Here is a 14,808-nt window from a genome sequence, read left to right as displayed (position 1 = left end):
GTCCGGGCTGTGATGATATTACTCGTTATCGCCCAGCAGAACGGATTCCAGCGCGATCTCGATCATCTCATTGAACGTATTTTGACGTTCTTCTGACGTGGTTTGTGCACCGGTACGAATGTGGTCAGAAACGGTACAGATTGCCAACGCTTTCGCACCGAACTCTGCCGCTACGCCGTAGATACCGGCCGCTTCCATTTCCACACCCAGGATGCCGTATTTTTCCATCACGTCGAACATCTGCGGGTCTGGCGTGTAGAACAGATCGGCGGAGAAGATGTTACCTACGCGCACAGAAACATCGCGCGCTTTGGCGGCATCAACGGCATTGCGCACCATATCGAAATCGGCAATCGCCGCATAGTCGTGATCTTTGAAACGCATACGGTTCACTTTGGAATCCGTACAGGCTCCCATACCGATCACCACGTCGCGCAATTGAACGTCTTCACGCACCGCGCCGCAGGAACCCACACGAATGATCTTCTTCACACCGAATTCAGTGATCAGCTCTTTCGCGTAGATCGAGCAGGATGGGATGCCCATACCGTGCCCCATGACCGAAATTTTACGGCCTTTATACGTGCCAGTGAAACCCAGCATGCCACGCACGTTGTTCACTTCGCGGGCATTTTCCAGAAAGGTCTCTGCAATATACTTAGCACGCAGCGGGTCGCCCGGCATCAGTACAACGTCCGCGAAATCACCCATTTCTGCATTAATATGTGGCGTAGCCATGCGTTTATTCCTTAATTAATCAAGTTCACGTAAAAACGACGTGTTTTACAGTATCGATTTGCCGTAGTCCATAGGCGACAGGCCAAAGTAGGCAGCAACCGTCTGCCCAATGTCGGCGAAGGTTTCACGGTGACCGTACGATCCCGGCTTCACTTTCGGCCCATAGATCAACACCGGTACATTTTCGCGGGTATGATCGGTGCCGTGCCAGCTCGGATCACAGCCGTGGTCAGCCGTCAGAATCAATATGTCATCGCCTTTCACGCGGGACATCAATTCTGGCAGGCGACGGTCAAACAGCTCCAGCGCGGCGGCATAGCCCGGAATGTCACGGCGGTGGCCGTAGGCTGAGTCGAAATCAACAAAGTTGGTAAACACGATAGTATTGTCGCCCGCGCTATCCATTTCTTTCAGCGTGGCATCAAACAGCGCATCAAGACCAGTCGCCTTCACCTTTTTGGTAATACCGACCTGCGCGTAGATATCCGCAATTTTACCGACGGAAACCACTTCGCCCCCTTTTTCATCCACCATTTTTTTCAGGATGGTAGGCGCAGGTGGTTCAACGGCCAGATCGTGACGGTTGCCAGTACGCTCGAAGTTGCCGGGTTTGTCGCCGATAAACGGACGTGCGATCACGCGCCCAATGTTATAGCCGCCTTCGGTCAGCTCTTCGCGGGCAATCTCACACAGCTCATACAGCTTATCCAGACCGAACGTCTCTTCATGGCAGGCAATCTGGAACACGGAATCCGCAGAGGTGTAGAAAATCGGCTTGCCGGTTTTCATGTGTTCTTCAGCTAACTGATCCAGAATCACCGTACCGGAAGAGTGGCAGTTGCCCAGGTAGCCCGGCAGATTGGCGCGTTTTACCAGTTTATCCAGCAACGCCTGCGGAAAACTGTTTTCTTCATCTTTAAAATAGCCCCAGTCGAACAGGACAGGTACACCGGCAATCTCCCAGTGGCCAGACGGTGTATCTTTGCCCGAGGAGATTTCGCTGGCGTGCGCATAAGCACCGATGATGTCGGCGTGTTCATCTAACCCTACTGGAAACGTCCCCGTTGAAGCCTCAGCCGCTTTGCCCAGACCCAAACGGCTCAGATTCGGCAAATGCAGCGTACCGCTACGCCCTTTATCCGCCGTTCCCGCCGCACACGCCTGAGCGATATGGCCCAGCGTATCCGAACCCACATCACCAAAACGTTCTGCATCAGCACTGCTGCCGATGCCAAACGAGTCGAGAACCATAATATATGCACGTTTCATTTTTTCTCTCCTGCGCAGCGATGCGCTAACGCCCCACCTATCGGCAGGGGAAAATCAATTCAAGACGACCTATCGCCAACCCTACGCAATCACGCTTCCGCACTCACCCGACGATAAACCATCGGGGTCTTTTCTGGTGCAGTGTCACCCAACTGGATCGCAGCCCGGACTTCATTCGCCGCCTGCTGCCACTGCGCTTCCGTATTGGCGTGGATCACCGCCAGCGGGCGCTGCGCATCAACGCGCTCACCCAGACTGATCATGCTATCCAGACCGACACTGTAATCGATCGTATCCGTCGCCTGACGGCGTCCGCCGCCCAGCGAGACGACAGCCATTCCCAGTGCACGGGTATCCATCGCGGTCACAATGCCTTCACGCGCGGCGAACACTGGCTTACTTAAGGTCGCCATCGGCAGGTAACGATCGTAGTGTTCGACAAAATCGCCCGGTCCACGCTGTGCAGCAACCATGCGGCCAAAGACGTCGGCGGCTTTACCATTATCCAACACGGCCTGCAAACGTGAGTGTGCATCGTCCGCCGAGTTTGCCAGCCCGCCCGCTAGCAGCATCTCACCACATAGCGCCATAGTAACATCATACAAGCGTGGATTACGGTGCTCCCCCGTCAAGAAACGCACGGCTTCACGCACTTCCAGCGCATTCCCCGCGCTGGAGGCCAACACCTGATTCATGTCCGTCAGTAGTGCGCTGGTGCGGCATCCCGCATTGTTCGCCACACCGACAATCGCCTGCGCCAACTGTTCGGACAGTTCATAAGTTGGCATAAACGCCCCAGAGCCGACTTTGACGTCCATCACTAACGCGTCCAGCCCTTCAGCCAGTTTCTTCGCCAGAATCGATGCGGTGATCAGTGGAATTGAATCGACCGTAGCAGTAATGTCACGCGTGGCGTAAAAGCGCTTATCCGCCGGAGCCAACGATGAAGTTTGTCCAATAATCGCGACGCCAACCTGCTGAATGATACGACGAAAATGGTCATCGTTCGGGAAAATATCCAGTCCCGGAATCGCTTCAAGCTTATCCAACGTGCCGCCGGTATGCCCTAAGCCGCGCCCGGAGATCATCGGGACATAGCCCCCACAGGCGGCAACCATTGGCCCCAGCATCAACGAGGTCACATCTCCCACGCCGCCGGTAGAATGTTTGTCCACCAGCGGGCCGTTCAGGTTCAGGCTTTTCCAGTCCAGTACCGTACCGGAATCACGCATCGCCAACGTCAGCGCCACGCGCTCATCCATCGACATATCGTGAAAATAAATGGTCATCGCCAAAGCGGCAATCTGACCTTCAGAGACGGTATTGTCACGAATACCGTTAATAAAGAAGCGGATTTCTTCTTCGCTCAGAGCTTTTCCATCGCGCTTCTTACGAATAATTTCCTGAATCAGAAACAAGGTCTGTACTCCTGATGAATTCTGATATGGCTCAGCAGCCAGTCTCTGCAAGCACATTTGCTGTGGTGAACCGATGTAGTCATAAACAAAATGCTGTCATGAATGAAATGTTTTCACGAATAAAACAGTGCGCCGTGTGCGCGTGATTAAGCGCAGTTCTGTTGAGCAGAAACGGCGTACTCAAGCGTTGCCAGCAGACGGGTCTACTTCAGCACCCATGATATCGTCCGCCAGTTGCAGATAGATGGCGGGGTTTCTTACTCACGCAGGATCTTTTTCGCCAGAGGCGATAAAACGTGGTTAACCCCATCAGCGTCAGCGCACGTTGCGCGGCTATGGTCAGCTTGATCATATAACTCTCCAACTCGTCAGCCGGTCTAGCCGGCCCTGAACATTAACTGGCGTAAACCAGCACGTTTGGCGAGCGGACTTGGTTCCTTGAAGATGGCGCTCAGGAGATACAACCTGTAACGGCACTGAGATCCTTCTCACCGCAATCTGCCTTCCTCTACCGTTCATCCTGCGATGGCTTCAACACCGAAAGAACAATACTGGAAGAAACTATGTAGGCACGTGAACACATCAGATATTTGAACACGCTGCGCCTGGCTATTTTGTGCATTCATTCACACTTGATGTAAGAGGAATGCAATAGATGGTTATTATATGTGATTTTAATCACATAAACTGCCCTCAGGAAGGTTAATCAGGTGAATAACGGGAACGCTATATCATCAGCGCAACACTCGAGTAAAAACCGCCTGATGCCTCTGGTTAAGAGCATAGAGTAAGCATAGCGGCTTCTCCCTAGGCACAGGGAAAAACCGCAGGAAAATTATTTCCCTGAAGAAGGCTTCCGGTAATCCAATGCAGGTTCTCGATCGCCCAGCAGAAGCTTATAGCTGAAATTATCTCCACGGCTTTTGATAAATTCAGCCTTCGCCTGTTGAATGAATGCCGGAGTACTTAACAACAGTGACGCGGCACTTCACGTAGCAGAATAAGCGTCCTAAACTGACCGCCAACCAGACTGTTTCAGAGAAACCACTGACAAAACCATGACTGAAGACGCTGAACATACCCTCTGGTATCTGTACATGCTGCGCATGGTCAACGGGGCGCTGTACACGGGGATTACGACGGATATCGGCCGCCGCCTGAATCAACATCAAACGGGAAAAGGGGCAAAAGCGCTACGGGGGAAAGGCGAGTTGACGCTGGTGTTTCACTGCCTGGCGGGCGATCGCTCAAACGCGCTCAAACTGGAACATCGTATTAAGCAGTTGAGCAAAAAACAAAAAGAAAGGCTGGTACAAGACCAGCCTCAGACACTATACATTTCAGACACACTGTATTGATACGCTATCGGTTAGAGAAAGCGGTTAAACGGCTCTGCATATTCAACCAGCCCGATCGCCTGTTCAAATCCGCTTTCGCCTTCAGACGACTCTTCACCAGCAACCTGATTGTCCGCCAGTGGGTAGACCTGAAAAGTCGATTCACTGTCCGGCCAGCGACAATGCAACTGGTGCTCGGTAGCCGGAACAAAACCAAAGCGGGAATAGTAAGCCGGCTCACCCAGCACGACGACGGCGGTGTAGCTAAATTCATTCAGCGCATCCAGCCCTTCGTAGACCAGCTTCTCCCCCATGCCTTGTCGGCGCAGACTTTCGTCTACCGCCAACGGCGCAAGCGCCACCCACTGCCGATCCTCACCTTCGATCAGCACCGGGCTGAATGCGGCGTAGCCCACCACGCCGCCTTCATCGTCGGTGGCTACCACGCCAAGCGTCAATAAGCCGTCTTCACGCAGTTGATGTACTAGATCGGCTTCCGCCCCCGTAGGAAAAGAACGGCGCAATAAGCTGTCGATCCCTGCGGCATCAACGGGAATTTCCACCCGAATTAGCATGATACTGGCGCGTGATTCGTTGTCTGCACCACGCCCTCCTGTAAGCCTGCTTCAACAAAGTTCGCCAGTTGCAGCAGGCCGATACGCAGCGGCGCTGGCATGGCTTCGAGCTCAATGGCATCCATCAGGTTCTTCACATACAAACCTAACTCGGTATCGCCCTCAATGCGCAGACGACGCTGGAAAAACAGCGTATCGGGATCTTCTTTGCGCGCGGCGATTAAAATCAGATCGTTAGCATCCGCACTAAAGCTGACATCCGGCGTCTCATCGTGACTGACCACCAGACGACCATCACGCAGCGTCATAAACCACTGCAAACCGACATCACGCACCTCAATTTTCAGCCAGCGGCTTTCGAGAAATACCAGATCGCCCTCTTCCAGCGCCTGACGGAACTGCCAGCCCAACATCTGTTCCAAAACCTGACGCTGTAGCGCAAAGGGGGTGAACTTGAGTGGCTTACCTAATAAGCTCGGCCCCTGACGCACAATCTGCGCTCGTAGTTTTTCCAACACTGGCATACTCCTCTTAAAGCAATCTGACTGTTCAGATAATCTGCAAACATTTTGCCACATCCACCGCAAGCGGCAGGGGTCTATGTCAATAATTTAGTCGCTTATCCGATTATGCCCAACAGATTTTGTCCTTGCGCGACGATTAGCACCATAAACTGCCTTAAATCAAAGTCCTTACCTGATGGGTTAATTAAGATTCCCAATCGTTAACAACATTCATCGACTGATAAATAATCGCTTACGACGACCCGCAAGAGTGGCTGGCAAAACGCCCGTCATAAAAGCGGTATCAGTCTGAACATCATTGATCGTACCGACCCGCTACGGCCCGAAGGGATTAATGAAGGATTGTGTATGGAACTGCTTTGCCCCGCTGGCAACCTGCCAGCACTGAAAGCTGCCATCGATAATGGCGCAGATGCGGTCTATATCGGCCTGAAAGATGACACCAATGCACGTCATTTTGCCGGGCTGAACTTTACCGATAAGAAACTACAGGAAGCACGCGAATACGTGCATCGTCATCGGCGTAAGCTGCATATCGCTATCAATACGTTTGCTCACCCGGACGGCTATCAGCGCTGGCAGCGTGCCGTCGATATGGCCGCGCAGATCGGCGCCGACGTGCTGATCCTCGCCGATCTCGCCATGTTGGAATATGCCGCCGAGCGCTACCCCAACATTGAACGCCATGTGTCGGTGCAGGCTTCCGCGACAAACACCGAAGCGATTCGTTTCTATCATCGTCACTTCGATGTCTCACGTATCGTGCTGCCACGCGTGTTGTCCATCCATCAGGTAAAGCAAATCGCTCGTACCAGTCCGGTGCCGCTCGAAGTTTTCGCCTTCGGTAGCCTGTGCATCATGGCGGAAGGCCGCTGCTATCTCTCTTCTTATCTGACCGGTGAATCACCGAATACCGTAGGTGCCTGCTCGCCCGCTCGGTTTGTTCGCTGGCAGCAAACGGAAAACGGCATGGAATCACGCCTGAACAATATTCTGATCGACCGCTATCAGGACGATGAAAACGCTGGTTATCCGACACTATGTAAAGGCCGCTATTTGGTCGATGGACAGCGCTATCATGCGCTGGAAGAGCCAACCAGCCTGAACACGCTGGAGCTTCTGCCTGAACTGATGGCTGCCAATATTGCTTCCGTGAAGATAGAGGGTCGTCAACGCAGCCCAGCTTACGTCAGCCAGATTACACAAGTGTGGAGACAAGCTATCGATCGCTGCCGTGCCAATCCTGAAACATTCATACCCACTCAGGCCTGGATGGATGCGTTAGGCGCAGTGGCAGAAGGCACGCAAACCACGCTCGGCGCGTATCACCGTAAATGGCAGTAGCAGGAGAGCACATGAAATACGCATTAGGGAATATCCTCTACTATTGGCCCAAAGAAGACGTCGAGGCATTTTATCAGGCAGCGGTGAACAGCAGCGCCGATATCGTTTATCTCGGTGAAACCGTGTGTAGCAAACGCCGTCTGATGAAAGTAGCCGACTGGTTCAACGTGGCCCGCGAAGTCGCCAACAGCGGTAAACAGGTGGTGATCTCTACGCTGGCACTGTTACAAGCCCCGTCTGAACTCACCGAGCTAAAGCGCTATGTAGAGAACGGCGAGTTCTTGCTGGAAGCGAACGATCTGGGCGCCGTTAACATCGCAGCCGAACGCAATCTGCCGTTTGTTGCCGGGCACGCGCTCAATTGCTACAACGCGTATACCCTACGTGTGCTGCACAAACAAGGCATGGTGCGCTGGTGCATGCCGGTCGAGCTTTCTCGCGACTGGCTGCAAAACCTGTTGAATCAGTGTGACGAGCTTGGTTTTCGCCATCAATTTGAAGTAGAAGTGCTCAGCTACGGCCATTTGCCGCTAGCCTATTCTGCGCGCTGCTTCACTGCCCGTTCAGAAGATCGACCAAAAGATGAATGCGAAACCTGCTGCCTTAGCTACCCGCAAGGCAGAAAAATGCTGTCGCAGGAAAACCAGCAGGTGTTCGTCCTCAATGGTATCCAGACGCAAAGCGGCTATTGCTACAACCTCGGTAACGAGCTGACGTCAATGCGGGATTTAGTCGATATTGTCCGGCTGTCGCCAAACGATATCACCACTCCAGCCATGCTGGATACATTCCGCGCCAACGAGCAAGGTCATGCACCATTAACACTGGAAAATCAGGCTGATTGCAACGGCTACTGGCGTCGCGTTGCTGGCCTGGAACTTGTTCAATAACTGATATCCTATCAGGGCGGCTAACCGCCCTTTCCTTCCTAAGCGCATCTTTGAACTACGTATAACCGTGACATTCCCGCATACTGATCTGACTTTCATCATTGACTGACGGCGTTAGCATCCACCGGCCTGGTGGAGTCAGTGAACAACAAAGTGAGCCATATTATGTCTATGTCTTCTCAACCCACCGTGTTTTCCGTCCTCGATCTTGCGCCGATTCCACAAGGTGCGACAGCGCGTGACGCCTTCCATCGCTCTCTGGATCTGGCGCAGCACACAGAAAAATGGGGCTATCACCGCTATTGGCTGGCGGAACACCACAGCATGACCGGTATCGCCAGCGCGGCAACGTCGGTCCTGCTCGGCTACCTTGCCTCGGGAACGGCGCGCATCCGTCTTGGCTCCGGCGGTGTCATGTTGCCGAACCACTCACCGCTCGTCATCGCTGAGCAGTTTGGTACGCTGGAATCGCTGTATCCCGGCCGCATCGATTTGGGATTAGGCCGCGCACCCGGCACCGATCAGCGCACCATGATGGCGCTGCGTCGTCACCTTAATGCCGATATCGAAGATTTCCCACGCGATGTGCAGGAATTGCAACGCTATTTCGCCGATGCACAGCCGGGTCAGGGAGTGCTGGCCGTCCCGGGACAAGGCTTACACGTTCCGATCTGGCTATTAGGTTCGAGCCTGTATAGCGCACAGCTGGCCGCGAGACTGGGGCTACCTTTTGCCTTCGCCGCCCATTTCGCGCCCGACATGTTGCTGGAAGCATTCCGTCTCTACCGTGAAAACTTTGTCCCTTCTGCCACCCACGCCAAGCCCTACGCGATGGTTTGCATCAATGTGGTGGCGGCCGATAGCGATCGGGATGCGCGTTTCCTCTTCACCTCGATGCAGCAACAGTTCATCAACCTACGCCGTGGCACGCCGGGTCCGCTCCCGGCACCGGTAGAAAACATCGATACGGTTGGATCTCCCGTTGAACAGTTTGGCGCAGAGCAAGCACTACGGCTGTCGATTGTCGGTGATAGCGCCAAGGTACGTCATGGATTACAGAGTCTTTTGCGTGAAACACAGGCGGATGAAGTGATGATCAATGGTCAAATCTTTGACCATCAGGCACGATTGCGATCTTTTGAAATCGCGATGGATATACGGCAGACGCTCTAACACGCCTTGATGGGTGGTAGTAACAAAAAAACGACCCTGAACGGGTCGTTTTGCATTGAGTAAAATATTGCTACAACAGCTTGTATTGGAACAAGCTGAAGTGAAACTTACGCGTCAGCAGGACGACGACGCGGAGCACGTGAAGCACCGTCACGGTTTTCACGGTTGAAAGAACGCTCACGACGCTCACCGCCGTTACCGTTACCTTCACGACGTTCACCACCGCCGAAAGAGCGACGTGGAGCGGCACCATCACGACGTTCGCCACCAGGACGACCACCACCACGACGTTCTGGCTGTGCAACGGCATCACCCAGCAATTGCATATTCATTGGTTTGTTCAGAATACGCGTGCGAGTAAAGTGCGATAACAGGTCGCCCGGCATACCTTTTGGCAGCTCGATCGTTGAGTGGGACCCGAACAGCTTGATGTTACCAATGTAACGGCTGCTGATATCCCCTTCGTTGGCGATAGCACCAACAATATGACGAACTTCGACGCCGTCATCACGACCCACTTCGATACGATACAGTTCCATCTCACCCGCATCACGACGCTCACGGCGTTGTGGACGGTCACCGTCACGGCTTTCGCGAGAATCACGCGGATCGCGGCGACGATCGCCACGTGAATCACCACGAGACTCATCACGATCGCGGAATTCACGACGCGGACGGAATACCGGATCTGGCGGCAGAATCAGAGGACGTTCGCCCTGTGCCATTTTCAGCAGCGCGGCGGCCAGCGTTTCGATATCCAGCTCTTCCTGCGGTTGCAGTTTCGTTAACAGCGCGCGGTACATGTCCAGATCGCTGCTTTCCAGCTGTTGCTGTACTTTAGCAGCAAACTTAGCCAGACGACGTTGTCCCAACAGTTCCGCATTTGGCAATTCCACTTCAGGAATAGTCAGCTTCATTGTGCGTTCGACGTTGCGCAGCAGGCGACGCTCGCGGTTTTCTACAAACAGCAGAGCACGACCTGCACGACCTGCACGACCAGTACGACCAATACGGTGGACGTAAGATTCGGCATCCATCGGAATATCGTAGTTCACTACCAGACTGATACGCTCAACGTCCAAACCACGCGCCGCAACATCGGTCGCGATCAGGATATCTAAACGGCCATCTTTCAGACGCTCCAGCGTTTGCTCACGCAGTGCCTGATTCATGTCACCATTCAGCGCAGCACTGTTGTAACCGCTACGTTCCAACGCTTCAGCCACTTCCAGCGTAGCGTTCTTGGTACGAACGAAAATAATTGCCGCATCAAAATCTTCTGCTTCCAGGAAACGCACCAGCGCTTCATTTTTACGCATACCCTGCACAGTCCAGTAGCTCTGGCTGATATCTGGACGCGTAGTCACGCTTGATTGGATGCGAACTTCTTGCGGATCTTTCATGAAACGACGCGTAATGCGGCGAATCGCTTCTGGCATGGTTGCAGAGAACAGCGCAGTCTGGTGCGCCGCAGGGATCTGAGCCATGATGTTTTCAACATCTTCGATGAAGCCCATACGCAGCATTTCATCAGCTTCATCCAGAACCAGACCACTCAGGTTGGACAGATCCAGCGTACCGCGTTTCAAGTGATCCAGCAGACGACCAGGAGTACCAACAACGATCTGGGCTCCACCACGCAAAGCGCGCAGTTGAACGTCATAACGCTGGCCGCCGTACAGGGCAACAACATTAACGCCGTGCATATGCTTAGCAAAATCATTACAGGCTTCAGCAACCTGAACAGCCAACTCACGGGTTGGTGCCAGCACCAGCATCTGCGGCGCTTTTAACTCAGGTTTTAAGTTATTGAGTAATGGCAGAGCAAAAGCCGCAGTTTTACCGCTACCGGTCTGTGCCATACCCAGCACATCACGACCGTTCAGCAGGTGAGGAATACATTCAGCCTGAATCGGCGATGGTTTTTCATAGCCCAGATCGGTCAGGGCATTAATAATAGGAGCAGACAGCCCCAAATCGGAAAAAGAAGTAAATAAATCAGTCATGTACACGTGCCTCATTAAACATGGCGGCCAGTCTACATAACTCGTCGTGAAAATTTTCAGTCATTTTCATTGAAAAGTGTGAACCGGCTCAAATTGGATTAAAAAGCGAACAAAAAAGCCCTCACCCGTGAAGGTGATAACCGAAGTTTTTTAGGCTGATGTAAGTGTTCGTCAGCTATTGCTGGTCCGATCCTGATAGGTCGTCTTGCTCTTGGCCTAATAGCGCCAATTCCAACAATGCATAGCGGTGCTCAACAAAGTTATGGACGTTGTTGGCAACCGTCAGCTTGAACAGCGCCAAAGCGGTGTTCTTGTCCCCCAGACTTAGGTAGTGCTTACCTAAATAGAAGTCAGTTTCACTGAGATGCTCAGCGAGCGAAGTGTTATCCGTAGCTTCTTCCTGTAAACGCTGCATCAGTGTTTTTTCACTGATACTGCCCAGGTAGAATTCGACAATATTCCATCCCCAAGGCCCTTTCTTCGCGTCGTCATAGCGTTTCTTCAACGCAATTTTGGCCGTCTCTGGATTGATTTCTCGCTCCACAAGATACAGCCATAACGAACGGAAAGGATCATTCGGATCGTCTCGATAAAACGCCAGCAGATCATCCTGCGCTAACAGATAGCGACCGCCATAATACAAAGCGATGCCACGGTTTAAACGCGCGTAATTGTAAGTTGGATCAAGCTCTAGTACAGAATCAAACGCTTCATAGGCAGCATCAAAATTGCCTGCCTGCGTTAAATAGATACCCAAATAGTTAAAAACTTCTGGAATATCAGGGCGGATCGTCAACGCTTGTGAAAAATCATTCCGCGCTAATGCCCGTAGCCCGAGACTATCATACAGCACTCCGCGCTCATATAATAGCTGTGCTCGCTCATCATCGGTTAATGCCCGGCTTGCAAGGATTTGTTCCATGCGTGCCAGGATCACTTCCTGCTGCAAAGTCGGCTGTAACGGAATCGCCAATACTGCGTCTTTACGCCAATCCGTGTTGCTGCATCCTGCCAGCATGAGTGCTGTTGCAACATAACACCAGCGCAAGAAAGGCTTCATTTCCCACTCCCGAAGACAAACATTGGATGAACATCCTGTCCCGGACTGCTCAACGCAAGGACATCCATACCCTTACGATATATGCAGCACCTTGCCATAATCAGGCAAGGTGCCATAGGACCGTTTTCTAACAGCCGTTATTCCTCAGAAGACGGGGCTGCCGCTTCCTGAGTTTGCGCATTGGCTTCTTTGATGCTTAAGCGCACGCGGCCCTGACGATCAACTTCCAGAACCTTAACTGGCACTTCCTGACCCATTTGCAGGTAATCAGTCACTTTCTCTACACGCTTGTCGGCGATCTGAGAAATATGTACCAGGCCTTCTTTACCGCCGCCAATAGCAACGAAAGCACCAAAATCAACGATGCGGGTAACTTTACCCTGATACACGCGACCGACTTCGATTTCGGCAGTGATCTCTTCAATACGACGAATCGCGTGTTTCGCTTTTTCACCGTCAGTTGAAGCGATCTTCACTGTACCATCATCTTCGATTTCAATGGTCGTACCCGTCTCTTCGGTCAGAGCACGGATCACTGAACCACCTTTACCGATCACATCTTTGATCTTATCGGTACTGATTTTAATGGTGTGAATACGCGGTGCAAATTCGGAGATATCACCACGTGGCGTGCTGATTGCCTGCTCCATCACACCCAGAATGTGCAAACGAGCACCTTTGGCTTGATTCAAAGCAACCTGCATGATCTCACGGGTAATCCCTTCGATCTTGATATCCATTTGCAGCGCGGTGATGCCTTCACGGCTACCAGCAACTTTGAAGTCCATATCGCCCAGGTGGTCTTCATCACCCAGAATGTCGGACAGAACAACGAAGTTGTCGCCTTCTTTCACCAGACCCATCGCGATACCCGCAACGGCTGATTTGATCGGCACACCTGCATCCATCAGTGCCAGAGAAGCACCGCAGACAGACGCCATCGAAGAAGAACCGTTAGATTCTGTGATTTCAGAGACCACACGCACAGTGTACGGGAACTCGCTCGCCTTCGGCATAACAGCCAACACGCCGCGCTTAGCCAGACGACCGTGACCAATTTCACGACGCTTAGGCGAACCCACCATACCCGTTTCACCAACAGAGTACGGAGGGAAGTTGTAGTGCAGCAGGAAGCGATCGGTACGTTCACCGGTCAGTTCGTCAATGGTCTGCGCATCACGCTCAGTACCCAGCGTTGCAGTGACCAACGCCTGCGTTTCACCACGGGTGAATAGCGCGGAACCGTGGGTACGCGGCAGTACACCAGTACGCACATCCAGACCACGAATCATGTCTTTTTCACGGCCATCAATACGCGGTTCGCCAGCCAGTACGCGGCTACGCACAACGTTTTTCTCGACGTTGCCCAGGATTTCCTGGATCTCGCCAGCATTCAACGTCTCATCTTCGGCTTGCAGAGCAGCAACAACATCAGCTTTGATGACGTCAACCTGTGCATAGCGCTCTTGTTTTTCGGTGATGCGGTAAGCGTCACCCAAACGAGCTTCAGACAAAGCCTGTACACGCTGCTCTAAAGAAACATTCACTTCTGGCGCATGCCAGTCCCACTTCGGCTTGCCAGCTTCGGCAACCAGAGCGTTGATGTTTTCGATAACAACCTGTTGTTGATCGTGACCAAATACGACTGCACCCAGCATTTGGTCTTCACTCAGCAAGTCAGCTTCAGATTCCACCATCAGAACCGCGCCTTCAGTACCTGCAACAACCAGATCCAGACGGCTTTCTTTCAGCTCATCTGTCGTTGGGTTCAGGACATACTGGTCATTCAGGTAACCGACGCGCGCCGCACCGATAGGGCCGCTGAACGGGATACCGGACAGGCTCAGCGCAGCAGAAGCACCAATCATAGCAACGATGTCAGGGTTAACCTGTGGATTAACGGAAACGACAGTTGCAATCACCTGAACTTCATTCAGGAAACCTTCTGGGAACAGAGGGCGAATCGGGCGGTCAATCAGGCGGGAAATCAGCGTTTCGCCTTCGCTTGGACGACCTTCACGGCGGAAGAAACCACCGGGGAAACGTCCAGCAGCGTAAGTACGCTCTTGATAGTTAACCGTCAACGGGAAGAAACTTTGGCCGGGTTTAGCGTTTTTAGCGCCGACAACGGTAACAAATACCGCTGTATCATCCATGCTTACCATTACAGCGGCGGTAGCCTGGCGTGCCATCATACCCGTCTCTAACGTGACGGTATGCTGACCATATTGAAACTTACGAACGATCGGATTCAGCAAAATAATATCCTTAACTGGGGCGCGTTACACGTATTCTAGATAAACGCACCAATGAACTCCCGACCTTTACACTACATCCTCACGACTAATGACAACCCTTATCTTGCTTATGCAGATAAAGCCTCTCATTAGCCGCGCGAACCTCTGTAATGAAAGATCATATTTAACAACAATACACTACTCTGTTTTGCTAACGCTTCCTAGAAGAAAGGGGCC

General features: G+C 52.6%; 13 protein-coding genes. 4 read left to right on the top strand and 9 right to left on the bottom strand.

What is annotated here, in order from left to right:
* Positions 1–18: 18 nt before the first annotated feature.
* The 3 genes from deoD to deoA form a co-directional block, all read right to left on the bottom strand.
* Entirely contained in the window at positions 19–738 is a 720-nt protein-coding gene (deoD, locus tag E2566_RS03485) for a purine-nucleoside phosphorylase (RefSeq protein WP_039485937.1), read from the bottom strand.
* Positions 739–783: 45 nt separating this feature from the next.
* Entirely contained in the window at positions 784–2,007 is a 1,224-nt protein-coding gene (deoB, locus tag E2566_RS03480) for a phosphopentomutase (protein ID WP_107167883.1), read from the bottom strand.
* A gap of 89 nt (positions 2,008–2,096) precedes the next feature.
* Positions 2,097–3,425, bottom strand: a complete 1,329-nt coding sequence (gene deoA / locus E2566_RS03475) for a thymidine phosphorylase (RefSeq protein WP_107167884.1) — start codon at positions 3,423–3,425, stop codon at positions 2,097–2,099.
* 1,058 nt (positions 3,426–4,483) lie between these two features.
* On the opposite strand from deoA, the gene E2566_RS03470 reads away from it, so the two are divergent.
* Complete coding sequence (locus E2566_RS03470) at positions 4,484–4,783, top strand: GIY-YIG nuclease family protein (protein WP_107167885.1); 300 nt, start codon at positions 4,484–4,486, stop codon at positions 4,781–4,783.
* A gap of 11 nt (positions 4,784–4,794) precedes the next feature.
* Here E2566_RS03470 and E2566_RS03465 read toward each other — a convergent pair whose 3' ends face one another.
* Positions 4,795–5,337, bottom strand: coding sequence for a GNAT family N-acetyltransferase (locus tag E2566_RS03465; RefSeq protein WP_107167886.1), 543 nt, complete (start codon positions 5,335–5,337; stop codon positions 4,795–4,797).
* The gene (ubiT, locus tag E2566_RS03460; RefSeq protein WP_107167887.1) at positions 5,331–5,855 is read right to left on the bottom strand and encodes a ubiquinone anaerobic biosynthesis accessory factor UbiT; all 525 of its coding nucleotides are present in this window, start codon (positions 5,853–5,855) and stop codon (positions 5,331–5,333) included. Before ubiT ends, E2566_RS03465 begins: the two co-directional genes overlap by 7 nt.
* Before the next feature lie 354 nt (positions 5,856–6,209).
* Between ubiT and ubiU the strand changes: the two genes are divergently transcribed.
* The 3 genes from ubiU to E2566_RS03445 all read left to right on the top strand — a co-directional run bounded on the left by ubiU (position 6,210) and on the right by E2566_RS03445 (position 9,268).
* Positions 6,210–7,205 (top strand): ubiquinone anaerobic biosynthesis protein UbiU, encoded by a 996-nt coding sequence (ubiU, locus tag E2566_RS03455; RefSeq protein WP_107167888.1) that lies wholly within the window; start codon positions 6,210–6,212, stop codon positions 7,203–7,205.
* Between the two features lie 11 nt (positions 7,206–7,216).
* A complete protein-coding gene (locus E2566_RS03450; RefSeq protein ID WP_107167889.1) occupies positions 7,217–8,095 on the top strand; it encodes a U32 family peptidase in 879 nt (292 codons plus the stop codon).
* Positions 8,096–8,260: 165 nt separating this feature from the next.
* A complete protein-coding gene (locus E2566_RS03445) occupies positions 8,261–9,268 on the top strand; it encodes a luciferase-like monooxygenase (protein WP_165800622.1) in 1,008 nt (335 codons plus the stop codon).
* Between the two features lie 107 nt (positions 9,269–9,375).
* Here E2566_RS03445 and E2566_RS03440 read toward each other — a convergent pair whose 3' ends face one another.
* The 4 genes from E2566_RS03440 to pnp form a co-directional block, all read right to left on the bottom strand.
* Entirely contained in the window at positions 9,376–11,274 is a 1,899-nt protein-coding gene (locus E2566_RS03440; RefSeq protein WP_168444495.1) for a DEAD/DEAH family ATP-dependent RNA helicase, read from the bottom strand.
* Positions 11,267–11,338 (bottom strand): protein YrbN, encoded by a 72-nt coding sequence (yrbN, locus tag E2566_RS22015; RefSeq protein WP_223193433.1) that lies wholly within the window; start codon positions 11,336–11,338, stop codon positions 11,267–11,269. The genes E2566_RS03440 and yrbN overlap by 8 nt, the downstream gene beginning before the upstream one ends.
* 111 nt (positions 11,339–11,449) lie before the next feature.
* Positions 11,450–12,334, bottom strand: coding sequence for a lipoprotein NlpI (gene nlpI, locus E2566_RS03430; protein WP_107170100.1), 885 nt, complete (start codon positions 12,332–12,334; stop codon positions 11,450–11,452).
* 137 nt (positions 12,335–12,471) lie between these two features.
* A complete protein-coding gene (gene pnp, locus E2566_RS03425; protein WP_107170101.1) occupies positions 12,472–14,592 on the bottom strand; it encodes a polyribonucleotide nucleotidyltransferase in 2,121 nt (706 codons plus the stop codon).
* Between the last annotated feature and the right edge of the window lie 216 nt (positions 14,593–14,808).

This window comes from Pectobacterium punjabense (assembly GCF_012427845.1).
GTDB lineage: Bacteria > Pseudomonadota > Gammaproteobacteria > Enterobacterales > Enterobacteriaceae > Pectobacterium > Pectobacterium punjabense.
This window is presented reverse-complemented; position numbering and strand designations above follow the sequence as displayed.